Origin of the sequence: Achromobacter marplatensis, assembly GCF_002209535.1 — a bacterium.
GTDB lineage: Bacteria > Pseudomonadota > Gammaproteobacteria > Burkholderiales > Burkholderiaceae_B > Achromobacter > Achromobacter marplatensis.
In genome coordinates this window covers 61,714-86,954 of record NZ_NJIG01000020.1, presented here as the reverse complement: position 1 = coordinate 86,954, position 25,241 = coordinate 61,714, and the positions used below count along the sequence as shown (strand labels likewise).

The window sequence follows — 25,241 nt, the reverse complement described above, 5'->3', positions numbered from 1 at the left end:
TCTCCTTATACGGCCAGGTAGCCGCCGTCCACGGGCAGCACCACGCCGTTCACATAGCTGGCCATGTCCGAGGCCAGGAACAGGACGGGCCCGACGATTTCGTCCGCGCGGCCGGCGCGCGCCAGCGGGGCGCGTCCCATGTACCAGTCGGTGCCGTTGGCTTGTGCGCGCTGGCCCGCCGTCATGTCGGTCTCCATCAAGCCCGGCGCCACCGCATTCACGCGCACGCCATGCGGGCCGAGATCGCGCGCCAGCACTTCCGTGAACGAGCGCACGCCGCCCTTGGACACGACGTAGCCAGCCGTTGAAATGCCGCAGCCGTACGCCACGATGGAGCACAGGTTGACGATGGCGCCGCGCGTGGCTTTGAGCTGTTCGACAAAGGCGTGCGTGACGTTGAACGTGCCTTGCAGATTGACCTGCATGACGCGGTCCCAGATGGCGGGCGTCTGCGGGTCGTCGAACGGCGCGCGCGCCGAGATGCCCGCGTTGTTGATCAGAATATCCAGGTTGCCGTGGCGCGCCGCGCAGTGCGCCGCGAAAGCGCGCACGGCGCCAGCGTCCGTCACGTCCAGGCGGGCGTCGACCGCGTGGCCGCCCGCGTCGCGGATGGCCTGCGCCGTGCCGGCGGCCAGCGCGGCGTCGATGTCGGCCACGATGACCGTCGCGCCTTGGCCGGCGAAGCCGTGCGCGATGGTGGCGCCCAGGCCGCGCCCGGCGCCGGTGACGAGGACCCGCTTGTGTTTGATGGATGTCATGGTCTGTCCTTCGCGGCGCGTCATGCGCCCAGATAGGCGCGCTGCACGCCTTCGTCGCTGGCAAGCATGGCGGATTCGCCCTCCAGCGCGATTTCGCCGTTCTCAAGGATGTAGGCGTAGCTGGAGACCGATAGCGCCAGCTTCACGTTCTGTTCCACCAGCAGGATGGTGATGCCTTGTTCGCGGTTCAGCCGCAGCACGATGTCGAAGATCTGTTCGACCACCAGCGGCGACAGCCCCATCGACGGCTCGTCCAGCAGGATCATGCGTGGCCGCGCCATCATTGCGCGGCCCGTCGCCAGCATCTGCTGTTCGCCGCCGGATAGCGTGGCGGCCTTTTGTTCGAAACGCTCGCGCAGGCGCGGGAAGGTGTCGCACACCATGTCCAGGTCCTGCTTCACCGCCGCACGGTCGCGGCGCAGGTAGGCGCCCATTTCCAGGTTTTCGCGCACGCTCATGTCGCGGAATATTTCGCGGCCCTCCGGCACTTGCACGATGCCCCGGCCCACCACGGCGTCCGCCGGTAGCCGGTGGATGGCCTCGCCTGCGAAACGCACGCTGCCCGCCGTGGGTGCGACCAGGCGCGAGACCACGTTGAGCGTGGTGGACTTGCCCGCGCCGTTGGCGCCCAGCAGCGCGACGATGGCGCCTTGCGGCACTTTCAGCGATACGTCCTGCAATGCGCGAATATTGCCGTAGGCGGCCGAGACCGCATCGACTTCAAGAAGGATGTCAGCCACCTGCGGCTCCTTTGCCCAGATAGGCTTCAATCACCCGGGGGTTGCTGCGCACCTCCGCGGGCGTGCCTTCGGCGATCTTCTCGCCGAAGGACATGACGGTGATGCGGTCCGAAATCGACATCACCAGTTGCATGACGTGCTCCACCAGCAGCACGGTGATGCCATCGCGTTCGCACAGCTCGGTCAGCAGACGGTCCAGCGTTTCGATCTCGCGGTTGCGCAGGCCTGCCGCCGGCTCGTCCAGCAGCAGCAGCTTGGGCGAAATCGCCAGCGCGCGCGCCAGTTCCAGCATCTTCTGGCGGCCGAAGTCCAGGCTGCACGCCGGTGTGTCCAGGAAATCGGCCAGACCGACACGTTCCAGCAGATGCTCGACGCGCTCGCGCGCTTCGGCCGCCGCCGGGCGCAGCAGCTTTCCGGCGCGGTCCGCGCCGTGCGCATAGGTACCCAGCAGCGCGTTCTCACGCACGCTCAGCGCGCCGAACAGCTCCAGGTTCTGGAACGTGCGGGCCACACCCAGCGCCGCCATTTCATGCGGCTTCTTCTTCGTAATGTCCGTGCCATTGAATTGGATGCTGCCGCTGCTGGGGCGGTAGTAGCGCGAGATGCAATTGAAGGTGGTGGATTTGCCGGCGCCGTTGGGGCCGATCAGCGCGTGGATGCGGCCGCGCTCCACTTGCATGGACAGACCGTTGATGGCGGTCAGGCCGCCGAACTTCACGGTCAGGCCCTGGACGTCCAGATAGGGTGGGTGGCTCATGCCGCGCTCCTTTGCGTGGCTTTGGCGGCGCCTGCGTCGGAACGTGAGGCCGCGGGTAGCGGGGCGGCCGGAGGCGGCGCACGGCGGCGCGCGTCGCGGCCGGCGAACAGGCCCTTGGGGGCAAACATCATGAAGCCCATCAGGATGACGCCGTAGATGATTTCCTGGAACGACAGCGCCTGGCGCAGCAGTTCAGAGATCAATCCGAATGCCAGCGCGCCCGCGATGGCGCCGCGTACCGAGCCGATGCCGCCCACCACCACCATCGTGAGGATCAGGATGGTGGTCTGGAAACCCAGGCTTTCCGGGTGGATGAACGACGCGAATGTGGTGTACATGCCCCCGGCGATCCCTGCATAGGCGGCCGATAGCGTGAAGGCGGTGCGCTTGATGGCGTTGACGTTCACGCCCATCGCCTGGGCCGCCACGTCGCTTTCCCGTACCGCGCGAAACGCCGATCCCAGTTGCGAGCGTGACAATGCGATGGTGGCCCACAGCAAGAGTGCGGCGATCAGCACGACAAAGGGATAGGCCTTCAGGTCGGAAACCAGTTCGTAGCCGAACAGCGTGGCCGGCGATATCCGGAAGCCGTTCGACCCGTTGGTGACCGACTGCCAGTTTAGAAACACCCACTGCATGGCCTCGCCGAACGCGAAGGTCGACAACGCCAGATAGATGTCGCGCATGCGCAGCGCCAGCGCGCCGATCAGGTAGCCGAGCGCGGCCGCCAGCAACCCGCCCGCGATGATCGAGATGAAGAACGGCGGATGCCACAGGTTGTTGATGAGACCCGCGGTGTAGATGCCCACGCCATAGAACGCGGCATGCGACAGCGCGAACTGCCCGGTTTCGCCGATGACCAGATGCAGGCCTAGCGCCAGCACGACGAAGACCATCAGCAGGTTGACGACATAGATGACATAGCCGCTGGCCAGGAAGGGCAGGGCCGCCAGCGTCACGGCCATCAGCGCCAGCAAGGTGCGATCGATCTTGTTGCTCATACTTTCTTCACCTGCAGTTTGCCGCCCAAGAGGCCTTGCGGACGCAGCAGCAGCACGACCATGATGGCCACGAACGGGGCAACCACGATGGCATTGGTCGAAATGAACAGCCCCACCAGGTTCTCGGCCATGCCGATCACGAAACCGCCCACCACCGCGCCGGGCAGGCTGGTGATGCCGCCCACGATGGCGGCGGCGTAGGCCAGGATGGCGATGTGGCCGATGTCCGGCGTGATGAGGATCTTGGGGGTGATCAGCAGCGCGGCCACGGCCGAGATCAGGCCGGACAGCGCCCACACCATCATGCGGATGCGGGTCAGGTTCACGCCCGTCAGCCGCGCGGCCTTGGGGTTCATGCCGACGGCACGCATGGCGCGGCCGACGCGGGTGTACGTGAACATCGCGAACAGCAGCAGCATGACGCCCACCGCCACCGCGAAGATCACGATGTCCAGTTGCGTCAGCACCGCGTCGCCGATGATGATGGCGTCGGTCGGGGCCAGCGGCGGGAGCGAGCGCGGCGTGTCGCCCAGGCCCGTTTGCCGCACCAGGCCCTTCAGCGCATAGGCTAGCCCCAGCGTGGCGATGACCATCTGCACGCCCACGCCTTTGGAGGCGATGACGCGTTCCATCACGACACGCTGGAACAGGCCCGACACGAGGGCTACTGCGGCCAGCGTGACGGGGATGACCACCAGGTAGGGCCAGCCCATCACCAGTGTCAGGAACAGGGCGATGTAGCCGCCCACCATGAAAATCTCGCCCTGGGCGAAATTGGGTACGTCTGTTGTCTTGAAGATGATGACGACGGCGACGGCCAGCAGCGCGTACACGCTGCCCGTCACCAGTCCCGACAGCACCCCCTGCTGCAGGAACAACCAGAAATCGGCAAAGCTCATGATGTTCTCCGGCGGCCCGCGCGGTGCTGCGCCACGGCGCGGGCTCGGTCTGTGACAGGCCGCAGGCCTACTTCTGGTATTGCCAGACGCTCTTGAAGGCGCCGGGGATGAGCGTCATGCCGGTGCCGTCGAACTTGATGTAGATGGCGGATTCCTGCGCGGCGCGGTCGTTCGGGCCAAACTCGATGGGGCCGGCCATGACGCCCGAGTCGAACTTCATCGTCTCCAGCGCCTGCAAGACCTTTTCGCGCGTGGGTTGCGGGCCGGCGGCCTTCAGTGCGTTCACCACCGCCATGGCGGGCGGCAGGCCGTAGGGCATGTAGGTTTGCGGATGGCCGGGCTTGGCGGCCAGGTCGGGGTAGGACTGCTTGTACATGTCGTACACCCAGGTCAGCTTGGGGCCGCCGGGCAAGTCGGACAGCACGTCCTGGATGTAGACGTTCTTGAAGGCGTCCTTGTTGCCTACATTCTCCACCAGCTGCTTCAGGTCGGCGGTGCCGTTCACGGCCAGCACGATGGGCTTGTTCCAGCCCAGTTCCTGCGCCTTCTTGATGATGAGCGCGGCGGGGCGGGCGTAGGTGGTCAAGAGCAGCACGTCGGGGTTGCCTGCACGGATCTTCAGCATGGGCGCGGTGACGTCGGTGATGTTGGGATTCACCGACTGCACTTGCAGGCCCAGGTCGCCCAACTGCTTGGCCTGGGCTTGCGCCGCCTCGAGGTTCCAGCCGCCGTAGGCGTCGTCGTGGTTTATGTAGCCGATCTTCCTGGCTTTCAGGTGCTCGGACGCGAACTGCACCATGGAACCGCCCACAGCGTGTTGCGAGATCGAGAAGGCGCCGTAGATGTACTTGGACGGCGGGTACAGCGCGCCGTCGCCCGAGGCGTTCAGCATGACGAGCGGCACCTTCTCGCGTTCGACGTATTCGCGCGACGCCACGACCGCGGCCGAGCACGAACCGCCGTTCAAGAGGAATACCTTGTCCTGCTCATTGAGCTTTTTTACCGCGGCGACCAGGTCATTGGCGTTGCAGCGGTCGTCTTCGATGACGAGTTCGATCTGGCGGCCGTGCACGCCGCCTTCCTTGTTGACCTTGGCGTACCACATCTTGGCGGCGTTCAACACGTCAAAGCCATAGGCCATGCCGCTGCCGGACAGCGGCGCGAACAGGCCGATCTTGATGGTCTTGTCCGTGATGCCCGGCTCTTGCTGCGCTTGCGCGCCGGTCGATAAGGCCCACGCGCACAGCGCCGCGGCGGCCGCGAAGCGACTACGTTGATTCATGATTTGTCTCCCGTCTTTTTGGAATGCGCGCCTGTGTGTGCGGCGCTTTGCTGCATAGGCCGGCAGGCTGCCGGCACCCCTTACTGCATGCGGTAGCCGCCGTTCACGTCGATCACGCTGCCGGTGATGTAGCCGGCCTCTTCGGATGCCAGGAAGCGCACGGCGGCAGCCACGTCGTCCACGGTGCCGATGCGGCCCAGCGGGATCGCCTGCGCGGCTGCGGCCAGCGCGCCGCTGCTGGTGACCGTGCTGCGCAGCATGTCGGTGTCGATCAGGCCGGGCGCGATGCCGTTGACGGTGACGCCCAGGTGCGCGGATTCGCGCGCCATCGCTTTGGTCAGGCCCAGCACGGCGGATTTGGCGGCAATGTATGAGGCACTGGAACGGTAGCCGCCCAACTGCGCGGCCACCGACGTGAAGGTGACGATGCGGCCGTGCGCCAGCGGCGCGGTTTCGCGCCGGCGCAGGTAGGCGCGGCCGCAGAGGAAGACGCCGCGCGCGTTGACGGCAAAGCTGCGCTCCCAGATGTCCAGCGTGGTGTCCTTGATGAGCGGGCGCTCGCCGTCGGGTTGGAACAGCAGCAGCCCGGCGGCGCTGACCAGCACGGCGATCGGGCCGTGCTGCGCTTCAATGGCGTCGAATGCGCCTTCGACCGCGGCTTCATCGCTGACGTCGAAAGCGTGGGCGGCGTGCGGCGCACCCAGTTCATCGGCCACGCGGCGGGCGCGCACGGCGTCCACGTCCGACACCACGACACGGAATCCCGCGCGCGCCAGCTCCTGGCAGATCGTGGCGCCGATGCCCCCGCCGCCGCCGGTCACGAGCGCAAGACGGGAGGCCGCGCCAAGCGCGGGGGGCGTGGATACATTGGACATGCTGTCTCCTGATTGGCGTGCCGTCTGCCTGGGAAGGCGGGGCCGCTGATTTCAATTTTTTGCGATTATGTATACATGGAGTGGGCGCAGGTATAGGTGCTTACCCTGAGCATCGTTTGATGTAGGGCATAGACACTAGGGAAAGCGCGTAGGGTGCTGGTGAGGAAGTCGCCGCATGTATCCTTCATGTATACAATGAGGTCATGGACACGCTATCTCAACACGTTACCGATACGCTGCGGGACTGGGTGCTGCACGGCCAATTCAGCCCCGGCGCCCGTCTGGAAGAAATCCCGCTGGCCGAGAAACTGGGGGTGTCGCGCACGCCGGTGCGCGCCGCGCTGGCGACGCTGGGCAATGAAGGTCTGCTGGAGCATCTGCCCAAGCGCGGCTACACCGTGCGCGCCTATGACATCGGCGAGATCGTGGCGGCGTACGAAGTGCGCGCCGCGCTGGAAGGGCTGGCCTGTCGGCAGGCGGCCTTGCGCGGGCTGAGCAACGACGCGGTGGCGGTATTGAAGAACTGCCTGGACGAGGGCGACCGGATCCTGGCGAAAGGGGTGCTGCTGGCCGAGGACCATTTGCCCTACCAGAAGGTGAACATCACCTTGCACAATGGCATCCTCGAGGCGGCGGGCAACCCGTGGGTCAAGCGCTTCGCCACGCAGGCGCAGGCCATCCCCTATGCGTCGGACCGCATCATCCTGTGGGAAGACCACGGCATCATCCTGCGCTCGCACGATGATCACCACCGGATCGTCAACGCGATCATCGCGCGTGACGGCGCGCGCGCTGAAGACCTGATGCGCGAACACGTCTACTACGCGGGGATCATCCTGAAGAACAACTACGAGCGGCTGGCGCAGGCTTACCGGGTGTAAGCGTAGCGCCGGCCGCGGCGGCGGTTAGCCGTTGATGCCGGTTTCCAGGCAGGGCTCGAATTCGCCGGTTTTCGGGTCGCGCAGGAACAGCACGCCGGTGGCCACGCCGAAGTAGGTGCCGTGCAGTTCCAGGTCGCCCTTTTCCACGCGGCGGCGGATGGACGGGAACGTCATCAGGTTGTTCAGGCTGTGCTCGACCACGGCCAGTTCCAGGCGCTTGAGCTTGGCTTGGCGGTCGCCGGAGCCGGGGCCCAGGCGTTCGGCCACGGGTTCGATCTGCGACATCCACTTGCCGATGAAGTCGCCCTTGGACAGGGGCTTGGCGTCGTCGAAGAACGAGCGGATGCCGCCGCAGGACGCGTGGCCCAGCACGACGATGTGCTTGACGTTCAACCCGTTGACCGCGAATTCGATCGCGGCGCTGGTGCCGTGATAGGACGATTCAGAGTCGGGCTCACAGGGCGGCACCAGGTTGGCGACGTTGCGCACCACGAACATCTCGCCCGGGCCGGCATCGAAGATCACTTCGGGGGACACGCGGGAATCGCAGCAGCCGATAAGCAGGATTTCCGGGCTTTGGCCCAGTTCGGCCAGTTTCTGATAGCGGCTGCTTTCCGAATGGAAACGGCCCTCCAGGAACGATTGATAGCCTTCGGTGAGTCTTTTTGGGAACATGATCTTCACTTCCTAGTAACAAGGCCAGGCCTGCTGGCACGCCGACAGACGCAATAAGGGGCTTCGTGTGGAAGCCCCTGTTATCGAGTCGACAAGCGGAATTTTCCCATATTTGACCCTACAACCCCCTGTCTAAACCCTGGCCACAGAAGGGTTTTTTGCTTCCCGTGAAGGCAGAGAGCGCGCGTAGCGTGGGGGCTAACCCCCCCCGCCGCCGGGCCGCCCCAAGGCGGGGAAGCCCCCTCGGGGGGCAGAGAGCGCGCATAGCGCGCGAAGCGTGGGGGCTAACCCCCCCCGCCGCCGGGCCGCCCCAAGGCGGGGAAGCCCCCTCGGGGGGCAGAGAGCGCGCGTAGCGCGCGAAGCGTGGGGGCTAACTATTGTGCCCGGATGTCCAGCACCGTGACGCGGGTGAACTGCAGCGGCGTGATCGCCTTCACCAGCCGGATCTGTCCCGGCGCCATCGGACCGATGACGTCGTCGTTAACCCGGCCCACTTCGCGCCCTTGCGCGTCATACAGCACAAAGGTCAGGACCGCGCTGGAGATGGGCCGGCCCGATTGATTGGCCAGCGACCCCGTGATGGTGGATACGTTCATGTTGATATCGCGCACCGCCTGCACGTTGCCCAGAGTGACGCCGTAGGCCAGGCTTTGCGCGCCGGCGGCGCCGGACAGGCCGGCAAGCAAGACGAGAGAGGCAACGGCGAGTTTCATGGATGGTCTCCTGGGACGCTGGCGTCGGGGCGCCTGCTTGTCCGCGCCGCCGTCTTCGCCGCCCGCGTATCGCGCGGACAGCTGTATCTCACACCTTTCCGCAGCCGGGCACAACGGGTCAAAAGGATGAATGGGTAACAGGTTGCGCGGCATGTTCCCAGATTCGATGGGGGATGGCACAAATGCATCGGAATGTCTCTAGCTTGGGAGTTTCTGCTGTCGAAAAGCTGAACGAATCGGGCGCGGTTTCCTGGCTTTTCTTAACCTTTCCGCGCTTGCGAAGCCTGTCGCTTTGTTCGATGATGACCGGGCCGGCAAGTGGCCGGCAGATCGTGCCGCCCAGCGTCAAGCGCGTCCTTGCGCCAACCGGGCGCATAACGCTCAAGGGAGAAACTCATGCTTTCCCGTACTAGCCAGTTGGCCTCGGCCCTCGTGTTGTCCGCATGTTTTTTCGGCGCGTATGCGCAGACCCCCGCCGCTCCCGCGCCCGCCAAGACGCCCACGCCGCAACAGCAGCGCATGGCCGACTGCAACAAGTCGGCAACCGGTAAGACGGGCGACGATCGCAAGACCTACATGAGCAGCTGCCTGAAAGGCGAGGCCCCCGCGCCCGCCAAGCAACTGACGCCGCAGCAGCAGAAGATGAAGGACTGCAATGCGAAGGCGGGCGACCAGAAGCTGACCGGCGACGCGCGCAAGACTTTCATGAGCACGTGCCTGAAGGGCTGACCAGTCTTGATGGGATCGTAGGATGGGTGAAGCGCGAGAAACGCGGGGCAAGAACGCCAATATGCAGCGCGCGCAACCCATCAAGCAGCGGTGATTTCTTGGCAATTGCAGCCACAACGCGACCGCTGCCTGATGGGTTGCGCGCGCTGGATGATCGAGTCCTTGCGTAAGGTCTCTCGCGCTCCACCCATCCTACGGACCGACGGTTTCCTAGCCCCCGTCCCTTTTCGACGGTTTCCCAGCCCCCGTCCCTTTTCGACGGCTTCAAAAAAAAGCCCCCTTTCGGGGGCTTTGCGCATCCTAGACGGTAGCGATCGGCGTGACCGGGGAACCGATCGCGTGCGGCAGGCGCAGCGGCGGGGCGGTCAGCATGAAGTGATGGCGTCCGTTCGCATGCAGGAAGTCGGCCAGGTCTTTCAGGTACCACAGCTCTGCCAGCGGCAGGCCCAGCTTGAAGAGGCAATGGTGGTGCAGCGGCAGCATGGCGCGCGGGCCGGTTTTCTCGCGGGCGGGGTAGGCCTCGACCGCGTAGTTGTCGGCGCAGATGGCGGCGATGCCGCTATCCGTGATCCATTGCAGGAGCGCGGCGTCGGTGCCGTCCAGCGCGGCGCCGTAGGTGTGCAGCACCTCGGGGTCCGGCGTGCCGTTCATGGCGACGACGGCCTCGGCGTAGCCGGTGCGCAGCACCAGCATGTCGCCGCGTTCGACCGTGATGCCGTCCGTTTCCAGTACGTGCATCAGTTCGGCGTGGCCGATCAGCGTGCGGCCGGGGCCGTAGTGGCGGAACAGGTCCACCAGCACGCCGCGCCCTTGCATGCCTTTCTGCGCCAGATTCTCCACGCCCAGCTTCAGCGCGGCCGACGGGCCGCCGCTGTTGCAGCCGCAACCCGTGTGGTCGCCGTCGGCCGGGCCGACGACGTCCACGCCGGCCTGAAAGCCGTTGTAGTAGCGCAGTTCGGGCTTGCCGTCGCCGTCGGCGTCAAACAGCGCGCCCACGTGCGCCAGCGCGTCCCATTGGGTGGAGTACTGCATGGACAGCAGCACCTGGTCGTCGCTCAGCACGTCCACCGCATCCGGGTTGACGTTCTTCAGCGGGAAGTTCAGGTAGGGCGTGTCCGCCAGCCGGGTGGGGCTGAGTTGCGGCGGGTGGCGGCGCGGGTTGAGCACGTTGCCGCCGGGCAGGTCCAGCGGCAACGACAGGCAGAACGTCTTGCCGGCGCGGATTTCGCGCGCGCCCTTCAAGACCTGTTCTTCGGTGATGAGGTTCAGGCGGCCAAGTTGGTCTTCGGGTCCGAAGTCGCCCCAGTTGGAGCCTTCGGGCCGGTGTTTCCAGCGCTGCATGCGGTTACTCCGTCAGGAAGTCGACGACCGCGCGGGTGAAGGCTTCCGGTTGCTCCCAGTTCGAGATGTGGGAGGTGTTCAGTTCGACATAGCGGGCACCCGTGATGGCGGCGGCCAGCTCTTTGCCTTGGGCGGGCGTGGCGGCCAGGTCGTGCGTGCTGCTGATGACGAGCGTGGGCGCGGCGACGGCTGAGACCTGCGGGCGGTAGTCGGCGTCGCGCAGGGCGGCGCAGTTGGCCGAATAGCCGGCGTCCGGCGTGCGGCGCAGCATGTCGATCAGTACTTGCGTCAGGCCCGGTTCGGCGGCGCGGTAGTCGTCGGTCAGCCAGCGCTCGACGAGCGTGGGGGCCATTTTCTCCAGGGTCTGCTCGGCGACTGCGCCGATGCGCGTGCTCCAGCCTTCGGCCGAGCCGATGCGCGCTGCGGTGTTGCACAGGATCAGCTTGGAGACGAGCTGCGGGTGCGCCAGCGCCAGCGCGATGCCGGTGGGGCCGCCCATCGACAGACCGCAGAAGTGGGCGCGTTTGATGCCCAGGTGCGCCAGCAGTTCGGCGACGTCGCCTGCCAGTTGTTCGAAGGTGTATTCGCCGTCGGGGATCGAGGACTTGCCGTGGCCGCGGGTGTCGTAGCGCAGCACGCGGAAGTGCTTGGTCAGTTCGGGGATCTGGCGGGCCCACATGTCGGAGCAGGTGCCCAGCGAATTGGAGAGCACCAGCATCGGCGCGTCGGCCGGGCCATCGATGACGTAGAACAGCCGTGCCTGGCTGAGTTCGGCGTAAGCCATGTGGGATTACCTCGGATGAAGCCGCGGCCGCGCAAAGGGCGGCCGCTTCGGGATTACAGGTAGCAGGTGCCGTCGACGTAGGCTTTGCGCCAGCGCGTGATGGTCACGCGGTCGAAGAGCTTGGCTTGCGAAAACGGGTCGGCATCGATGAACTGCTGCGCGGCTTCGCGCGTGTCCAGGTCAACGATGTACAGGCCGCCGCCGGCATCCTTGCCGTCGTCCTGCAGCTTGGCGCCGCACGCCAGCAGCAACTGCTTGTTGGCGTCCAGGTATTCCAGGTGCGCCGCGCGATGCTGTTGGCGCACTTCCTGGTGGTTGGGCTTATCGAACGTTTCGATGATGTAGGGCATGGGAACTCCTGTCGTTTCAGATGGCCGACGGGTGGCGCGCCAGCGCCGTGACGTTGATGTCCATGTACGGGAACAGCGGCAGGGAGGCCAGCAGCGTGTGCAGTTCGTCGTTGCTTTCCACGTCGAAGATGCTGACGTTGGCATAGCGGCCGACCACGCGCCACAACTCCTTCCACTTGCCGTCGCGCTGCAGTTGCTGCGCCAGGGCCTTTTCGTCGGCCTTGAGCTTGTCGGCGCGTTCGGCCGGCATGTCGACGGGCAGATTGACTTGCATTTGAACCATGAACAACATGATGGACTCTCCAGAGAGGCCGCCCCGGCATCAGCCACGGGCGGCGTATCGGCAAAAAAATCAGGCGGAAAACTTCAGCGGCAGGCCGGTCAGGGCCAGCAGTTCGTCGGCGGTGACGTCGCCGAACATGTCGATGACGGTCACGCCGTCTGCGCGGATGTCGAACACCGCCACGTCCGTGTACACGCGCGACACGCAGCGCACGCCGGTCAGCGGGTAGGTGCAGGCTTCGACCAGCTTGCTCTGGCCTTCGCGGGTCTGCAGTTCCATCATCACGAAGACGTCCTTGGCGCCGATGGCCAGGTCCATCGCGCCGCCCACGGCGGGGATGGCGTCCGGCGCACCCGTGTGCCAGTTGGCCAGGTCGCCGTGCTGCGACACCTGGAAGGCGCCCAGCACGCAGATGTCCAGGTGGCCGCCGCGCATCATGGCGAACGAATCGGCGTGATGGAAGAACGAGCAGCCGGGCAGTTCGGTGACGGGCTGCTTGCCGGCGTTGATCAGGTCGTAGTCTTCCTCGCCCTTGGCGGGAGCGGGGCCCATGCCCAGCATGCCGTTTTCCGTATGCAGGATGACTTCGCGGTCGGCCGGCAAGTGGTTGGCGACGAGCGTGGGCAGGCCGATGCCCAGGTTGACGTAGGCGCCTTCAGGGATGTCCTGCGCGACGCGGGCGGCGATCTGGTCGCGGGTCAGTTTGGTGCTCATTGCTGCTCCTTGGCGTCGATCTGCACGACGCGCTGCACGAAGATGCCGGGGGTGACGACGGTTTCGGGGTCCAGCGTGCCCAGCTCGACCACCTCACGCACTTGCGCCACGGCCACGCGCGCGGCGCTGGCCATGATGGGGCCGAAGTTGCGGGCGGTCTTGCGGTAGACCAGGTTGCCCCAGCGGTCGCCGCGTTCGGCCTTGATCAGCGCGTAGTCGGCGTGCAGGGGGTATTCCAGCACGTAGTGGCGGCCGTTGATTTCGCGGACTTCCTTGCCGTCGGCCAGCGGGGTGCCGTAGCCGGTGGGCGAGAAGAACGCGCCGATGCCGGCGCCGGCGGCGCGGATGCGCTCGGCCAGGTTGCCTTGGGGCACCAGTTCCAGTTCGATCTTGCCGCTGCGGTACAGGCCGTCGAAGATCTGCGAGTCCACCTGGCGGGGAAACGAGCAGATGATCTTGCGCACGCGGTTCGCGCCCAGCAAGGCGGCAAGGCCCGTGGTGCCGTTGCCGGCGTTGTTGTTGATGATGACCAGGTCTTTCGCGCCCTGTTCGAGCAGGGCGTCGATCAATTCCATGGGCTGGCCGGCAGTGCCGAAGCCGCCGATCATGACGGTGGCGCCGTCGGGTACGTCCGCCAGGGCGGCCGCCGCGCTTGCAACAAGCTTAGAGATCATGATGTTCGCTCATAGGTGGCGTGTCATAATTTGTTCTTCATTAGAACTTTCGTTCTTCTGAAGAACATCGTTTCATGGGGACTGCATAGCGTCAAGGCGAGCCAGCGCGGTGCAATCTCCATCGTTTTGCGTTGCCTTTTACGGCAACGGACGGCTCGCCAGCGGCGAGCTTTTTTCTCGTGAGACCGGACGGATGGCGGAGCTTGACACCCAGCAACCCAGCGACAGCTACGTGCAATCGTTCGCGCGTGGCCTGTCGGTGATCCGGGCCTTCGGCCCGAACCGTTCGCAGATGACCTTGTCCGAAGTGGCAACCGTCACGGGGCTTACCCGTGCCGGCGCGCGCCGCATCCTGCTGACCCTGGAACACCTGGGCTACGTCACCGCCTTCGACCGCAAATTCGCGCTGACGCCGCGCATCCTGGAGCTGGGCTACGCGTACCTGTCGGGCACGCCGCTGTGGAACCTGGCGCTGCCCTACATGGAAGAAGTGGCCGAGCTCACGCGCGAGTCCTGCTCCGTGTCGGTGCTGGAAGGCGCGGACATCGTCTACATTCTGCGCCTGTCCACGCACAAGGTCATGACCATCAACCTGGCCGTAGGCAGCCGCCTGCCGGCCTGGGTGACGTCGATGGGCCGCGTGCTGTTGGCTGGTTTGCCGGAAGCGGAGTTGGACCGGGTGCTGGCCATGAGCCAGATCCGGGCCTACACCGCCGATACCGTGACCGACATCGCCGAACTCAAGCGCGTGCTGGCCGGCGTGCGCGCTGACGGCTACGCCTGCGTGGCCCAGGAACTGGAGCCGGGACTGCAGTCGGTGGCGGTGCCCATCATCGACCGCAGCGGCCGGGTGATCGCCGCGATGAACGTCAGCGGGCATTCCAACCGCTTCTCGCGCGAGGCCATGCTGGAGGCTTTCCTGCCGCCCTTGCGCCACGCCGCCGACCAGATCAACCACGCGCTGCTGCGCCGCTAGGCGAACCGGGCGGCACGGCAGGAGGCGGGGCTGGGCGGGCATGGCGGCCGGGCTCAGATCGGGGCGACGCCCAGCGTCGTGCCGCCGCACACGTACAGCATCTGGCCGGTCACGAAACCATTGTCGGGCGACAGGAAGAACATGGCGGCGCGCGCCACGTCTTCCGGCGTGCCCAGGCGCTTGACGACGATGCTGTTGATGATGCGTTCGGTCTGCGGGGCGCCGGCCGGGTTGCTCTTGGTGAAGAGGTCGGTCGCGATGGGGCCGGGGCCGATGGCGTTGACGGTGATGCCGTCGCCGCCCAGTTCCATTGCGAGCGTGCGGGTCAGGCCCACCAGGCCGGCCTTGGTGGCCGAATAGACCACGCGGTCCGGCTTGCCCAATGCGGCGCGCGACGACATGTTCACGATGCGGCCGAAGCCGGCTTCGCGCATGGCGGGCAGCGCGGCCTGCACCAGGATCAGCGCGGTGCGCAGATGCAGGTTCACCACATAGTCCAGATCCGCCAAGGTGGCCGTGTCGGCCGTGCCGGGGCGCGTCGCGCCCGCGTTGTTCACCAGGCCCACGATGTTGTAGGCGGCGGTGACTTCGCCGGCGACTTCCTTGGTGCGCGCTTCGTCAGTCAGGTCGGCCTGATACGAGACCAACCCGGCCGGCGGATTCTCGGGCAGGCGGTAGTCGATGTTGACCACCTTGTGGCCCGCATCCAGCAGCATGCGGATGATGGCGGCGCCAATCCCGGCGCTGCCGCCAGTGACGAGATACGCAGTCGGTTTGCTCATTTCATTTCCCGTTCGGTTTAGAAAAGCACTGCTCCAAAAACTAAAGCCGGTTCCCCCGTCAGGGACACCGCCAGATCCGGCTCCGCCGGTCCGTAGGTGTCGCCCCTGGGGGCGCGCGTGAGCGCGTAGGGGGGGCTATCAGCCTATCAGTGCGTGGCGTAGCCCCAGGCCAGCACGGCGGTGATGTGGATCACGCCGACCCACAGCATCATGATGACGGTATAGCCCATCACGTCGCGCAGCTTGAGTTTCGACAAGGCCAGCGCCGGCAGGATCCAGAAGGGCTGCACCAGGTCGTTCCAGGCGTTGCCCAGCATGACGGCCATGGTCGTCTGGTTCAGCGCGCTGCCGATTTCCTTGGCCGCGTCGATCATGAACGGACCCTGGATGACCCAGTGGCCACCGGCGGACGGAGCGAAGAAGTTGATGAAGAACGAGCTGATCAGGCCCCAGAACGGCAGGGTTGCCGGCGTGGCGAAGTCAACGAACACCTGCGAGATCGACGTCACCAGGCCGGAGGCGGCCATGATGGCCATGATGCCGGCGTAAAACGGATATTGCAGGATGATCCCGGAGATCGTCTTGATGCCTTCGGTCAGCTTGGCCACGTAGGCGGCCGGCGTGCCCAGCAGGATGATGCCCAGGAACAGGATGATGAAGTTGATCAGGTTCAGGTCCAGCGAACCGCCGTCCATGAAGTGGAACGTCACGTAGGCGATGCCCAGCGCGCCGATCAGCATGGAGAGGATGCGGCTGTTGTTCAGCTTCGAGGCGATGGTGCCCTTTTCCAGCATGTCTTCGGTGGCGGTGGAGGCGTTGGCGTCGCGGTCGATCGCCGGGTCCACTTCAACGATCTTCTCGCCCTTCTTCGGGTGCAGCCAGGCGTTGAGCAGCGGCAGCGTGATGATGATGACCAGGCTGGTGATCAGCATGGGCACCGAGAAGATGGTTTCCGACAGCGGGATGGTGCCCATCTGCTTGGCGGTCGGATGGCCGGGAGTGGCGACCAGCACGGGGATGCTGGCGGACAGGCCCAGGCCGTACATCGTGAAGCCGCTATAGGCCGCCGCGATGATCAGCGGGTAGTGAACGCCCTTGACCTTCAGCGCCAGCTTCTTGGCGACGATGCCGCCGATGACCAGACCGAAGCCCCAGTTCAGGTAGCTGCCCACGCCGCCGACCAGCGTCGCGACGATGATGGCGGTGTGCGGACGGTGCACGTGGCTGACGATGCGGTTGAGCAGGCGGTCGGTCAGCGGCGCGGTGGCCAGCACGTAGCCCATGGCCAGGATCACGGCCATCTGGGTCGTGAAGGCCAAGAGGCTCCAGAAGCCCTTGCCCCAGGCGCGGGTGACGTCGCCGATGCTCTGGCCTTCGATGCCCATGGCGAGCAGCACGGTCAACAGGGTCAGTGCGATCGCAAAAACGAAAGGATCGGGCAGATACTTGCGCATCAGCTCGGTAAAGAATGAAGCGAGTTTATTCATGGTGCCTCCAACAACTCCGTAGGCGGGTTCTCTAGTGTCTTGCCTCGCCCGTCACCGGGTGGCGGTGCGGGCGGGAGCGACGTCTGGTTTTCTTTGTGTGGTGGGCTCGTGGCCCGTCGGCGCGGTTGGCGGTTGCCCCCGCGCCTTATCCGTTGTGAATTCGTAGGGGCGCCGTCAGGCGTCGCCGGCCTTGCTGTTGAGCCACGCGGCCAGTTCGCCCAGCGTGGCGCTTTTCTCGCGCAGCACGCGTTCGCGGCGTTCGGGGCTCCAGGAGTAGAAGCCCTGGCCGCTTTTGGCGCCGATCTGTCCGCTTTCGACCTTGCTCTTGAGCAGGTCGGACGGCTCAGTCCGGTTTTCCAGGTCTTTGTAGAGATAGCTGGCGATCGCGTAGTGCACGTCGATGCCGTTCATGTCGCGCTGCTCCAGCGGGCCGGACAAGGCCAGGCGCAGCCCCAGGCTCCACTTGACCACTTCGTCGATGTCTTCGGCGCTGGCCACGCCCTTTTCCAAAAGCGAGATCGCTTCGCGCGCCAGCGCGTGCTGGATGCGGTTGGCGATAAAGCCGGGGATGTCCTGGCGCACCAGCACGGGCCGCTTGCCGGCGAAACGCAGCGTGGCCATGACCTGGGCGACGGTGGCCTCCGAGGTGTCATCGTTGCGCACGACTTCGACCAGCGGGATGACGTCGGCAGGGGTGAAGAAGTGGGTGCCCACGAAGCGGTCGCGGCGCGCGACGGCGCTGGCGATGGCGTTGATGGACAGGCCCGAGGTGTTGGTGGCGAACAGCGTGTGGGCCGGGCACAGGGCGTCAAGCTTGGCGAAGATGCCGCGCTTGAGCTCCAGGTTTTCCGGTACGGCTTCGATGACGAGGTCGCAGCTGGCGGCGGCGTCCAGGCTGGGGTCGAAGCGGATCCGGCCGATTGCGGCTTGAACGTTGTCCGGGGCGTAGACGTTCAATTGGCGTTCGATGGTCTTCAAGGCGCGGGCAAGGGCGCCTTCCATCGGATCGATCAGGACGATGTCGAGTCCCTTCGAGGCGAATAGCGCGGCGATGCCGCTGCCCATGGCGCCTGCGCCGATGACGGCGAGATTCTTGAGGGGAGTATCCATGATGGTTCGCTCGGTGCTGTCTTGCAGGCTGCTGCGGTTCAGTCAGGCACGCGGGCGAATCAGGGTGAGCTCTGTCTCTTCCTAGGGTGCCTTTCTGTGCGGCGAGGCCAGAAAAATCGTTTTGTTCTATATACGAACATTTGTGCGTATATAGAATTTCTGGTGGGAATAGTACTAAAAGTCACCGAGGATGGACAAATGGGGATTTTTTGGCGTTCACCTGGTGGACGCCTGAGGGTGGGCAGGGGCTTGCCGGGAAGAGCGTCTTCCCCTGCCGCGCCGGCTTTACCAGCGGTAAGTCGCGGTGCCGATCACCCGGCGTGGTTCGCCGTAGAAGCAGCCGTAGGTGCAACTGCCGATGTAAGTCTTATCGGTCAGATTGGTGGCGTTCAATGCGAATTTCCATGGCCCCGTGGTGTAGCTGACCATCGCGTCAATCAGGGTGAAAGAGGGCACTTCGACGGCTGTGCCGTGCGCCATGCCGCGGGTGCTGCCTACGTAGCGGACGCCGGCGCCCACCCTCAGTCCGGGCAGGCCGAAGTCGCCGAAGCCATAGTCCCCCCAGAGCGAGAATTGGTTGAAGGGGACCGAGTTCAGGCGCTTGCCCTCTTCGCCGGGTTGCAAAGGGCTGGCCTTGAGCGTGCGTGCATCGGTGTAGGCATAGGCCGCGATCAGGTTGGCATGACGGCCGATGCGGGTGCGCGCCTCCAGTTCCAGGCCCCGCGAGCGCGCCTTGCCGGCCTGGATCTGGTAGGACGTGTCCAAAGGGTCGGTCACGGTCACGTTTTTTCGGATCAGCTGGTACATCGACGCCGACAGCAGCATGCCCGAACCGGCGGGTTGATACCGCAGGCCCGCCTCGTACTGTTCGCCGCGGGTGGGTTCGAAACGATTGCCCTGGCGGTCCTGGCCGAGGGTCGGTTCGAACGACTGGCTAAAGCTCACGAAGGGGGCCAGGCCGTTGTCGGCCAGGTAGACCAGCCCGGCGCGCCCGCTGAACGCCTGGCTTTTCTCGTTGTCCGCGTACTGCTCTTGCGTGAACAGGTTGTGTTCGTTGCCGGTCACCCAGTCTTGCCGCCCGCCCAGCAGTACAACCCATTTGTCGACGATCTTCATCTGGTCCTGGAAATATATGCCCAGTCGCTTGTTGTCGCCCTTCGTTGACGAGCCGTAGTTGGGCGTCGCAGGCCCCAGCGGACTGCCGTATGTCGGGTCGAAGAGGTCAAGGCTGTCCAGCGTCTGGAAATAGCGCCTGCTCTCGTGCCGTGGCATCGAGTAGTCCAGCCCGGCCAGCAGCGTGTGGTCGACAACACCGGTGCGGGTCTGGTATTGCAGCGACGTATCGACGGACAGCGCCGACGATTTGTCCTGGCGGGGTGAGAAGCCGCGGTCCGCAGTCCTGCGCTGATCGGGCATCAACTGCCAGATGTCGGTGGAGTTGTAGTCGCTCTTCGCGTTGACGTAGCGCAGGTTGTGGCGCAGTTTCAATTGGCTGCTGAAGGCGTGCTCGAACAAGTATCCGACGGAAAAGCGTTCCATCTTGAACTCGTCCAGGCCGGGCTCGCCCGTGAAGCGATCGCGCGGGATGTCGCCGTTGATGTTGGGCAGTACCGTGCCCTGTGCTGGCAGGCCGTAGACGTAGGCGGTGCGGTCTTTCTGATACTCGGCCAGGAGCGTCAGCGAGGTCGCCTCGCTCGGCTGCCATTTGACGGCCGGCGCGACGTAGGTCCGGTCATCGGGTACATGGTCGATGAAGGTGTCGCTGTCGCGCTTGAGCGCGGTCAGCCGGTACGACCATGTGCCGTCTTGGTCCAGCGCGCCGCCGAAATCGGCGGCCACCTGTTTGCGGCGGAAGCTCCCCGCCTCCACATTCAGTTCCCGCAACGGTTCGAGGGTGGGACGCTTGCTGACGGTGTTGACGATACCGCCCGGGGGCATTGCGCCGAAGAGGACCGACGAGGCGCCTTTCAAGAACTCGATCCGTTCCAGACCGTAGGGCTCTTGCCTGCCGTCGTAGATGTTGACGGTGTACAAGGAGCCGTCGCGGTAATAGCTGCCCTGGTTCGAGCGAAATCCTCGTAGGAACAGGCTATCCGTGGTCCTGTCCAGGCCCTCGGCGCGGCTTACGCCCGCGACGTACCCCAACGCGTCCTGCAGGCTCTGCGATTTGAGCGTTTCGATTTCTTCCGCGCCCACCACGGTGATCGACTGCGGGGTTTCGATGATGGGCGTATCGGTCTTGGTGCCCGTCGCGCTGAGCGTGGCCGCGTAGCCGTGGAAAGGCCCCGTGGCCGTCTCTGCCTGTCCCGTGACGGTCACGGGATCGAGCAGCGCGGCGTCCTCTCGCGAGGCGGGCGCCGCTTTCAGCGTAAAACTGCCATTGGGTTCCGGCGATGCCCGCAGGCCGTGGCCGCGCAGCAGTTCGGCGAATCCCTCGCGCACGGTGTAGTTGCCCGACAGCCCGCTGCTACGCTTGCCGTGCAGCAAGCTCGCGTCCATGGTCAGTTCCACCCCCGCCGCGTTGGCGTAGGCGTTGAGCGCCTGGCTCAGCGAGCCGCCGGCGATGACGTAGCTGCGCTTGGCCTCCACGGCTTGCGCCTGGGCCGCTGGCGCGGCGGCGACGGCCGTTAGTGCGGTGCTGATCAGCCAGGCCAATCGGGCCGCGGCGGTGCGGCGGCCCAACGCCATGCGGGAGGACGCGGAATGGGATGCCGGCGCGGCCAACGAGCGGCCGCGGCGATGGGACGGGTGATGACGGGACATGGTCTTGGGCCTTGCTGCTTGGGTTCAAGGTTGAGGGGGTTCACCCTGTATCCCGAACGAGGCGGCCCAAAGGACAATCGCCAGCCAAAAAAAGTTGTAACGCGACAGGTGCGGGCAGCTTCGGCATGGGGCGCGTTCAGTCTGCCGCCCGCACCGTCACCCAATAGCGGCTGCGGTAGACCACCGTCACCGGCAGGCCGCGCGTCAGGTTATCCAAGGCCCGATCGGTGTCGCGCAGCGAAAAGACGCCGCTGACGCGCAAATCCGCGACGGCCGGGTCGCAACGCAGCAGGCCGGACCGGTAGCGGGCAAGTTCTGCAACAAAGGCGTCCAGGCGCATGTCGTCAGCCACCAGCACGCCACGGCTCCAGGCTGCCGCAGCCTCGGACACCGGCTCAAGCGGTTCAACACCATATTGCGAGAAGCTTGATCCCCGGCCGGCTTCCACGCGCACCGCCTCATCCGGTGCGCGGGCCGGCCGTATTTCCACCGCGCCTTCGAATACGGCGACGCGAGAAGCCGTGTCGTCGTCACGAACGGTAAAGCGGGTCCCCAGCGCCTGGACGGTGCCGTGCCGGGTGCGCACCCGGAAGGGCCGGGACACGGCGGCTGCGTCCGGGGCCGTGGCAATGAGGATTTCTCCGACGCGTAGAACCACCAGTCGCTCGTCGTGCGTAAACCGCAGATCGACCGCCGAGCCTGTGGACAAGGTGATGTGCGAACCGTCCGGCAGTGTCAGCGCCAGGATTTCGCCGGTGCCGCTGCGATAGTCGGACGTGGCGGCTTGCCACGTATCGGTGCCGCGCATCGCGTAGCCGGCGCCGATGGCCACCGCGCCCAGGCCCAATGCGCGCAGGGCGCGCCGTCGTCCGGCGCCAGCGGGGGCGCGCAACGCCTGGCGTGCGGCATCGCGCGGCACGCTGCCCAGCTTGTGTTCGAACGCGATCAATCGCTGCCACGCTTGCTCATGGTCGGGATGCCGGGCGCGCCAATGGGCGCACGCGGTCCGGTCCTGCTCGCTGACATCGTCGGACCACATCTGGGCGATCCACGCGGCGGCCTGGCGCATGATGGCGGGATCAATGGGCCGGTCCGGCTGTGCAAGGCTTGTCGTACCCGTCATGGCCGTTCAGCCGCCGGCCGCCAACTGCGCCTGATAGCAGGCCAGCAGCGCCGTCGCGATGTACTTCTTCACGGACGATACCGACACGCCCAGCCGGGCCGCGATCTCCGTGTAGCTCAACCCGTCCAGCTTGCACAGTAGCAAGGCTTCGCGCACCTTGGCCGGCATGCCGTTCAGGATCAGGTCGATCTGGATCAGGGCCTGGACGGTCAGCGCACGGGTCTCTTCGGAAGGCGCGTGCGCAGGCGGCAGGTGGGCGATGGCGTCCAGATAGGCCGCTTCAATCTGGCGACGGCGGTACAGGTCGATGACCAGGCACTTGGCGATCTGCGCCAGATGCTGGCGGGACTGATGGGGCTCGGGGACACGGCCGCTATTCAGGATGCGCAGATAGGTGTCGTGCGCCAGATCGGCCGCGTCGAAGGCGTTGCCCAGCCTGCGCCGCAGCCAGGTACGCAGCCAGCCGTGGTGCTCGGTGTACAGGCTTTCGATGCCCGCTGGCGGACCGGCGGAATCGGTAATGGACATGGAAGCCCCCGGGCGCGCGGCGCCGGGAAGGCGTATGCGCTATAAAATGAGAATAATACTCATTTTATAGCGCTTGCCGGTCTGTCGGCAACGCCGGCGTCAGCCAGAATTGCGCAGTCCCGCTGCAATCCCGTTGATGGTCAGGTGAATCGCGCGTTGCACGCGTTCGTCGATGTCGGCGTCGGGGTGCTTCTGCGCCGCGCGATGCCGGCGGATCAGGTCGATCTGCAGGTAGTTCAGCGGGTCGATGTAGGCGAAGCGTTCGCGCAGCGAGTCCTGCAGGGTGGGGTTGTCGGCCAGCAGTTCGCGCTGGGTCAAGAGCTTCAGCATGGCCAGCGTGCGGGCGTGTTCGGCGCTGATGGCACCGAAGATACGCTCGCGCAAGGCGCGCTGCGGGACCAGTTGGGCGTAGCGGGCGGCGATGGCCAGGTCGGACTTGGCCAACACCATTTCCATGTTGGACAGCAGCGTGCGGAAGGCGGGCCAGTCGCGGGCCATTTCGCGCAGCTGGGCCAGGCGGCCGCGGCGCGAGCGCGGGGCGTCGGGGGCGCCGGCTTCCAGGTAGGCCTCGATGGCCGAGCCCATGCCGTACCAGCCCGTCAGCATCAGGCGGCATTGCGCCCAGGAGAAGCCCCACGGGATGGCGCGCAGGTCTTCGATGCGCTGGCCCTTTTTGCGCGAGGCGGGGCGCGAGCCGATGTTCAGGCCGGCGATCTCGCTGATGGGGGTGGCGGCAAAGAAGTATTCCGCAAAGCGCGGCGTGTCGTAGACCAGGCCGCGGTAGGTGCGCTGCGCCATGTCCGACATGAACGACATGGCCGGGCCGTGGTGCGCCATGTGCGCGTCTTCGGCGCTGGTGGCTTCGGCGCGCGGCGCCAGACTGGATTCCAGCGTGGCCGCGACCAGCAGTTCCAGGTGCCAGCGCCCAACCTCCGCGTCCTTGTACTTGCTTTGGATGACTTCGCCCTGTTCGGTCAGGCGGATCTGGCCGGCGACGGTGCCGGGGGGCTGGGCCAGGATCGCGTCGAAGCTGGAGCCGCCGCCGCGTCCTACCGAGCCGCCGCGGCCGTGGAACAGGCGCAGGCGCACGTTGCGGGCCGAGAACACCTCGACGAGTGCGCGTTCGGCCTGGTAGAGCGACCAGTTGGACGTAAGGAAGCCGCCGTCCTTGTTGCTGTCCGAATAACCCAGCATGACTTCCTGCGCGCCGTTTTGCGCCAGCTTCACGCGCTGGCGGATTTCCGGCAGGTCCAGCCAGGCGGCCATGATCTCGGCGCCGCGCTGCAAGTCGGGGATGGTCTCGAACAGCGGCACGACCATCAGGCCGTCTTCGGCCGCGATGTCCTGGCCGGCCGGCGCGATCAGGCCGGCTTCTTTTTGCAGCACCATCACTTCCAGCAAGTCGCTCAGGGTCTCGGTGTGCGACACGATGGTCTGGCGTACGGCCTGCTTGCCGTAACGGGCGCGGCCGGCGGCGGCGGCGCGCAGCACCGCCAGTTCGCGCGTGGTGTCTTCGCTGTAGGCGATCCACGGCGACGCGAGCGGGCGCGCCTGCGCCAGTTCGGCGCGCAGCAGCGCCACGCGCTCGTCTTCGCTCAGCGCCAGATAGTCCAGCGCCTGGCCGTTGTGCTGCGTGCCGGCGCGCGCGAACAGTTCCGCCAGCGCGCGCTCATGCACGTCGGAGCTCTGGCGCAGGTCGACGGTGGCCAGGTGGAAGCCGAAGACCTCCACGGCCTGTTGCAGCCCGGCTAGCCGCAGGCGGCCGATGGGCGCGCCATGGTGGGCGGCCAGCGATGCGGCGATCACGGCCAGGTCGGCGGATAGTTCTTCCGGCGCACCATACGGGGGGGCTGCCACGGTGCTGCGGCGGGCCAGGTCCTGCCCCGTGAGCCCTTGCGCCGTGGCAGCCAGGCGGGCGTAGACGCCGACCAGCGCGCGGCGGTAGGGCTCGTCGCTGCGGTGCGGGGAGTCGTCGCCGCTGCTGTCGGCGAGTGCCAGCAGTTCCGGGTTGGCCGAGATCAGCAAGGTAGTGATGGACAGTTCCGCGCCCAGCGCATGGACCTCTTGCAGATAGTGTTCGAACAGCACCGTGGCCTGGCGCAGCAGCGCGCGCTCCAGGGTGCCGGCATCTACGTTCGGGTTGCCGTCGCGGTCGCCGCCGATCCAGCTGCCCATGCGCAGGAACGGTTCCAGCGGGGGCGGCGGCGCGGCGAAGGGTTTGGCGGGTTCGCGGTTCAGCAGCTTGGACAGGTCCGCGTACAGGCGCGGGATGACCTGCAGGAAGGTGCTGCGGTAGTACGACAGCGCGTTCTCGATTTCGTCGGACACCGTCAGGCGCGTGTAGCGCAGCATGCGGGTCTGCCACAAGGTGGCGACGCGTCCAAGCAGGGCCGCGTCCAATTGCGCCAGTTCCTCTGGGGTCAGCTGGCCGTCGCGCAATGTCAGCGCCGAGGCGATTTCGCGGTGGACGTCCAGGGTGCTCTTGCGCTGCACTTCGGTGGGATGCGCGGTCAGCACCGGCATCACGCTGGCCTCGGCCAGCAGGCGGCGGATGCGGGCGGCGCCCACGCCATGCTTGGCAAGCGTCTGCACGGCGTCGCGCAGGCTGCCGCGCGCGGCGGAGTCGTCGGCCAAGGCGCGGGCCCGCTGGCGGCGGTTCTGGTCGCGGTCTTCGGCGATGTTGGCCAAGTGCAGGAAGTAGCTGAAGGCGCGCGCTACCGAGTTGGGGTCGTTGCCCTGCAGGCGCTTGACGCGCTGCTCGAGCAGCTTGCTGTCGGCGTCGATGCCTTCCCGGCGGAATTTCACGGCCGTGCGGCGCAGCGTTTCTATGGTGTCGAAGACGCGCTTGCCTTCGCATTCTTCAATGACCGTTCCTAACAGGCGGCCTAACAGCCGGATATCGTGACGCAAGGGTTCTGCTGAATCGGACTGCGGGCGGATGGCATTCATCGGGCGGGGATCCGTCGGGCGGCTGAAAGGGGAAGGGGAGGCAAACGGGGTGCTGAGAACTACCGGA

Annotated in this window: 25 protein-coding genes; 3 read left to right on the top strand and 22 right to left on the bottom strand. The window is 66.0% G+C overall.

The features are described 5' to 3' along the window. Window positions 1-5 precede the first annotated feature (5 nt). The 7 genes from CEY09_RS27935 to CEY09_RS27905 form a co-directional block, all read right to left on the bottom strand. Complete coding sequence (locus CEY09_RS27935) at window positions 6-758, bottom strand: SDR family NAD(P)-dependent oxidoreductase (RefSeq protein WP_088591102.1); 753 nt, start codon at window positions 756-758, stop codon at window positions 6-8. A 20-nt stretch (window positions 759-778) separates the two neighbouring features. After that, window positions 779-1,498 carry an ABC transporter ATP-binding protein gene (locus CEY09_RS27930; RefSeq protein WP_088591091.1) on the bottom strand — a complete coding sequence of 240 codons (720 nt, stop codon included), beginning with the start codon at window positions 1,496-1,498 and terminating at the stop codon, window positions 779-781. Then, window positions 1,491-2,255: an ABC transporter ATP-binding protein gene (locus CEY09_RS27925; RefSeq protein WP_088591090.1), complete on the bottom strand. Its 765-nt coding sequence runs from the start codon at window positions 2,253-2,255 to the stop codon at window positions 1,491-1,493. Before CEY09_RS27925 ends, CEY09_RS27930 begins: the two co-directional genes overlap by 8 nt. After that, window positions 2,252-3,256: a branched-chain amino acid ABC transporter permease gene (locus tag CEY09_RS27920; protein WP_006227154.1), complete on the bottom strand. Its 1,005-nt coding sequence runs from the start codon at window positions 3,254-3,256 to the stop codon at window positions 2,252-2,254. The genes CEY09_RS27925 and CEY09_RS27920 overlap by 4 nt, the downstream gene beginning before the upstream one ends. After that, on the bottom strand, window positions 3,253-4,155 hold the full coding sequence (locus CEY09_RS27915; protein WP_088591089.1) for a branched-chain amino acid ABC transporter permease: 903 nt from the start codon (window positions 4,153-4,155) through the stop codon (window positions 3,253-3,255). The genes CEY09_RS27920 and CEY09_RS27915 overlap by 4 nt, the downstream gene beginning before the upstream one ends. Before the next feature lie 67 nt (window positions 4,156-4,222). Then, window positions 4,223-5,437, bottom strand: a complete 1,215-nt coding sequence (locus tag CEY09_RS27910) for an ABC transporter substrate-binding protein (RefSeq protein WP_088591088.1) — start codon at window positions 5,435-5,437, stop codon at window positions 4,223-4,225. A gap of 80 nt (window positions 5,438-5,517) precedes the next feature. Further along, on the bottom strand, window positions 5,518-6,312 hold the full coding sequence (locus tag CEY09_RS27905; RefSeq protein WP_006227157.1) for an SDR family NAD(P)-dependent oxidoreductase: 795 nt from the start codon (window positions 6,310-6,312) through the stop codon (window positions 5,518-5,520). A gap of 203 nt (window positions 6,313-6,515) precedes the next feature. On the opposite strand from CEY09_RS27905, the gene CEY09_RS27900 reads away from it, so the two are divergent. After that, window positions 6,516-7,193 (top strand): GntR family transcriptional regulator, encoded by a 678-nt coding sequence (locus tag CEY09_RS27900; protein ID WP_006227158.1) that lies wholly within the window; start codon window positions 6,516-6,518, stop codon window positions 7,191-7,193. Window positions 7,194-7,217: 24 nt separating this feature from the next. On the opposite strand, the gene CEY09_RS27895 is transcribed toward CEY09_RS27900, so the two are convergent. After that, a complete protein-coding gene (locus CEY09_RS27895) occupies window positions 7,218-7,868 on the bottom strand; it encodes a carbonic anhydrase (protein WP_088591087.1) in 651 nt (216 codons plus the stop codon). Between the two features lie 374 nt (window positions 7,869-8,242). Next, a complete protein-coding gene (locus CEY09_RS27890) occupies window positions 8,243-8,581 on the bottom strand; it encodes an FxLYD domain-containing protein (protein WP_006227160.1) in 339 nt (112 codons plus the stop codon). 396 nt (window positions 8,582-8,977) lie between these two features. Here CEY09_RS27890 and CEY09_RS27885 point away from each other — a divergent pair, with 396 nt between their 5' ends. Beyond that, entirely contained in the window at window positions 8,978-9,310 is a 333-nt protein-coding gene (locus tag CEY09_RS27885) for a PsiF family protein (RefSeq protein WP_006227161.1), read from the top strand. Between the two features lie 300 nt (window positions 9,311-9,610). On the opposite strand, the gene CEY09_RS27880 is transcribed toward CEY09_RS27885, so the two are convergent. From CEY09_RS27880 to CEY09_RS27855, 6 genes are read right to left on the bottom strand one after another with little or no spacing between them, the layout of a single operon-like run. Continuing rightward, window positions 9,611-10,651, bottom strand: coding sequence for a cyclase family protein (locus CEY09_RS27880; protein ID WP_088591086.1), 1,041 nt, complete (start codon window positions 10,649-10,651; stop codon window positions 9,611-9,613). 4 nt (window positions 10,652-10,655) lie between these two features. Beyond that, entirely contained in the window at window positions 10,656-11,435 is a 780-nt protein-coding gene (pcaD, locus tag CEY09_RS27875; protein WP_088591085.1) for a 3-oxoadipate enol-lactonase, read from the bottom strand. Between the two features lie 53 nt (window positions 11,436-11,488). Then, the gene (locus tag CEY09_RS27870; RefSeq protein WP_006227164.1) at window positions 11,489-11,785 is read right to left on the bottom strand and encodes a YciI family protein; all 297 of its coding nucleotides are present in this window, start codon (window positions 11,783-11,785) and stop codon (window positions 11,489-11,491) included. 16 nt (window positions 11,786-11,801) lie between these two features. Then, window positions 11,802-12,077, bottom strand: a complete 276-nt coding sequence (gene catC / locus CEY09_RS27865; protein ID WP_006227165.1) for a muconolactone Delta-isomerase — start codon at window positions 12,075-12,077, stop codon at window positions 11,802-11,804. A gap of 60 nt (window positions 12,078-12,137) precedes the next feature. Continuing rightward, window positions 12,138-12,782, bottom strand: coding sequence for a 3-oxoacid CoA-transferase subunit B (locus CEY09_RS27860; protein WP_006227166.1), 645 nt, complete (start codon window positions 12,780-12,782; stop codon window positions 12,138-12,140). Continuing rightward, window positions 12,779-13,456, bottom strand: a complete 678-nt coding sequence (locus CEY09_RS27855) for a 3-oxoacid CoA-transferase subunit A (RefSeq protein ID WP_006227167.1) — start codon at window positions 13,454-13,456, stop codon at window positions 12,779-12,781. Before CEY09_RS27855 ends, CEY09_RS27860 begins: the two co-directional genes overlap by 4 nt. 193 nt (window positions 13,457-13,649) lie before the next feature. Between CEY09_RS27855 and CEY09_RS27850 the strand changes: the two genes are divergently transcribed. Beyond that, the gene (locus CEY09_RS27850) at window positions 13,650-14,432 is read left to right on the top strand and encodes an IclR family transcriptional regulator (RefSeq protein ID WP_088591084.1); all 783 of its coding nucleotides are present in this window, start codon (window positions 13,650-13,652) and stop codon (window positions 14,430-14,432) included. A 53-nt stretch (window positions 14,433-14,485) separates the two neighbouring features. On the opposite strand, the gene CEY09_RS27845 is transcribed toward CEY09_RS27850, so the two are convergent. The 7 genes from CEY09_RS27845 to ppc all read right to left on the bottom strand — a co-directional run bounded on the left by CEY09_RS27845 (window position 14,486) and on the right by ppc (window position 25,174). Next, window positions 14,486-15,214, bottom strand: coding sequence for an SDR family NAD(P)-dependent oxidoreductase (locus tag CEY09_RS27845; protein ID WP_088591083.1), 729 nt, complete (start codon window positions 15,212-15,214; stop codon window positions 14,486-14,488). A gap of 146 nt (window positions 15,215-15,360) precedes the next feature. Further along, window positions 15,361-16,701 carry a short-chain fatty acid transporter gene (locus CEY09_RS27840; protein WP_088591082.1) on the bottom strand — a complete coding sequence of 447 codons (1,341 nt, stop codon included), beginning with the start codon at window positions 16,699-16,701 and terminating at the stop codon, window positions 15,361-15,363. Between the two features lie 174 nt (window positions 16,702-16,875). Continuing rightward, window positions 16,876-17,811 carry a 3-hydroxyacyl-CoA dehydrogenase family protein gene (locus CEY09_RS27835; RefSeq protein WP_088591081.1) on the bottom strand — a complete coding sequence of 312 codons (936 nt, stop codon included), beginning with the start codon at window positions 17,809-17,811 and terminating at the stop codon, window positions 16,876-16,878. Between the two features lie 285 nt (window positions 17,812-18,096). Next, a complete protein-coding gene (locus CEY09_RS27830; protein ID WP_088591080.1) occupies window positions 18,097-20,499 on the bottom strand; it encodes a TonB-dependent siderophore receptor in 2,403 nt (800 codons plus the stop codon). A gap of 211 nt (window positions 20,500-20,710) precedes the next feature. Further along, window positions 20,711-21,697: a FecR domain-containing protein gene (locus tag CEY09_RS27825; RefSeq protein ID WP_088591079.1), complete on the bottom strand. Its 987-nt coding sequence runs from the start codon at window positions 21,695-21,697 to the stop codon at window positions 20,711-20,713. 6 nt (window positions 21,698-21,703) lie between these two features. Next, a complete protein-coding gene (locus tag CEY09_RS27820) occupies window positions 21,704-22,225 on the bottom strand; it encodes a sigma-70 family RNA polymerase sigma factor (RefSeq protein WP_088591078.1) in 522 nt (173 codons plus the stop codon). 99 nt (window positions 22,226-22,324) lie between these two features. Then, a complete protein-coding gene (gene ppc, locus CEY09_RS27815; RefSeq protein ID WP_088591077.1) occupies window positions 22,325-25,174 on the bottom strand; it encodes a phosphoenolpyruvate carboxylase in 2,850 nt (949 codons plus the stop codon). Between the last annotated feature and the right edge of the window lie 67 nt (window positions 25,175-25,241).

What these genes read in the sequence shown, in the direction of transcription:
- CEY09_RS27855 (WP_006227167.1), bottom strand. Translation starts at nt 13,456, where the DNA reads ATGATCTCTAAGCTTGTTGCAAGCGCGGCGGCCGCCCTGGCGGACGTA.
- CEY09_RS27850 (WP_088591084.1), top strand. Translation starts at nt 13,650, where the DNA reads ATGGCGGAGCTTGACACCCAGCAACCCAGCGACAGCTACGTGCAATCG.
- CEY09_RS27825 (WP_088591079.1), bottom strand. Translation starts at nt 21,697, where the DNA reads ATGACGGGTACGACAAGCCTTGCACAGCCGGACCGGCCCATTGATCCC.
- CEY09_RS27870 (WP_006227164.1), bottom strand. Translation starts at nt 11,785, where the DNA reads ATGCCCTACATCATCGAAACGTTCGATAAGCCCAACCACCAGGAAGTG.
- CEY09_RS27890 (WP_006227160.1), bottom strand. Translation starts at nt 8,581, where the DNA reads ATGAAACTCGCCGTTGCCTCTCTCGTCTTGCTTGCCGGCCTGTCCGGC.
- CEY09_RS27835 (WP_088591081.1), bottom strand. Translation starts at nt 17,811, where the DNA reads ATGGATACTCCCCTCAAGAATCTCGCCGTCATCGGCGCAGGCGCCATG.
- CEY09_RS27820 (WP_088591078.1), bottom strand. Translation starts at nt 22,225, where the DNA reads ATGTCCATTACCGATTCCGCCGGTCCGCCAGCGGGCATCGAAAGCCTG.
- CEY09_RS27880 (WP_088591086.1), bottom strand. Translation starts at nt 10,651, where the DNA reads ATGCAGCGCTGGAAACACCGGCCCGAAGGCTCCAACTGGGGCGACTTC.
- CEY09_RS27900 (WP_006227158.1), top strand. Translation starts at nt 6,516, where the DNA reads ATGGACACGCTATCTCAACACGTTACCGATACGCTGCGGGACTGGGTG.
- CEY09_RS27915 (WP_088591089.1), bottom strand. Translation starts at nt 4,155, where the DNA reads ATGAGCTTTGCCGATTTCTGGTTGTTCCTGCAGCAGGGGGTGCTGTCG.
- CEY09_RS27920 (WP_006227154.1), bottom strand. Translation starts at nt 3,256, where the DNA reads ATGAGCAACAAGATCGATCGCACCTTGCTGGCGCTGATGGCCGTGACG.
- catC (WP_006227165.1), bottom strand. Translation starts at nt 12,077, where the DNA reads ATGTTGTTCATGGTTCAAATGCAAGTCAATCTGCCCGTCGACATGCCG.
- CEY09_RS27860 (WP_006227166.1), bottom strand. Translation starts at nt 12,782, where the DNA reads ATGAGCACCAAACTGACCCGCGACCAGATCGCCGCCCGCGTCGCGCAG.
- CEY09_RS27905 (WP_006227157.1), bottom strand. Translation starts at nt 6,312, where the DNA reads ATGTCCAATGTATCCACGCCCCCCGCGCTTGGCGCGGCCTCCCGTCTT.
- CEY09_RS27935 (WP_088591102.1), bottom strand. Translation starts at nt 758, where the DNA reads ATGACATCCATCAAACACAAGCGGGTCCTCGTCACCGGCGCCGGGCGC.
- CEY09_RS27830 (WP_088591080.1), bottom strand. Translation starts at nt 20,499, where the DNA reads ATGGCGTTGGGCCGCCGCACCGCCGCGGCCCGATTGGCCTGGCTGATC.
- CEY09_RS27840 (WP_088591082.1), bottom strand. Translation starts at nt 16,701, where the DNA reads ATGAATAAACTCGCTTCATTCTTTACCGAGCTGATGCGCAAGTATCTG.
- CEY09_RS27910 (WP_088591088.1), bottom strand. Translation starts at nt 5,437, where the DNA reads ATGAATCAACGTAGTCGCTTCGCGGCCGCCGCGGCGCTGTGCGCGTGG.
- CEY09_RS27845 (WP_088591083.1), bottom strand. Translation starts at nt 15,214, where the DNA reads ATGAGCAAACCGACTGCGTATCTCGTCACTGGCGGCAGCGCCGGGATT.
- CEY09_RS27925 (WP_088591090.1), bottom strand. Translation starts at nt 2,255, where the DNA reads ATGAGCCACCCACCCTATCTGGACGTCCAGGGCCTGACCGTGAAGTTC.
- CEY09_RS27895 (WP_088591087.1), bottom strand. Translation starts at nt 7,868, where the DNA reads ATGTTCCCAAAAAGACTCACCGAAGGCTATCAATCGTTCCTGGAGGGC.
- CEY09_RS27885 (WP_006227161.1), top strand. Translation starts at nt 8,978, where the DNA reads ATGCTTTCCCGTACTAGCCAGTTGGCCTCGGCCCTCGTGTTGTCCGCA.
- pcaD (WP_088591085.1), bottom strand. Translation starts at nt 11,435, where the DNA reads ATGGCTTACGCCGAACTCAGCCAGGCACGGCTGTTCTACGTCATCGAT.
- ppc (WP_088591077.1), bottom strand. Translation starts at nt 25,174, where the DNA reads ATGAATGCCATCCGCCCGCAGTCCGATTCAGCAGAACCCTTGCGTCAC.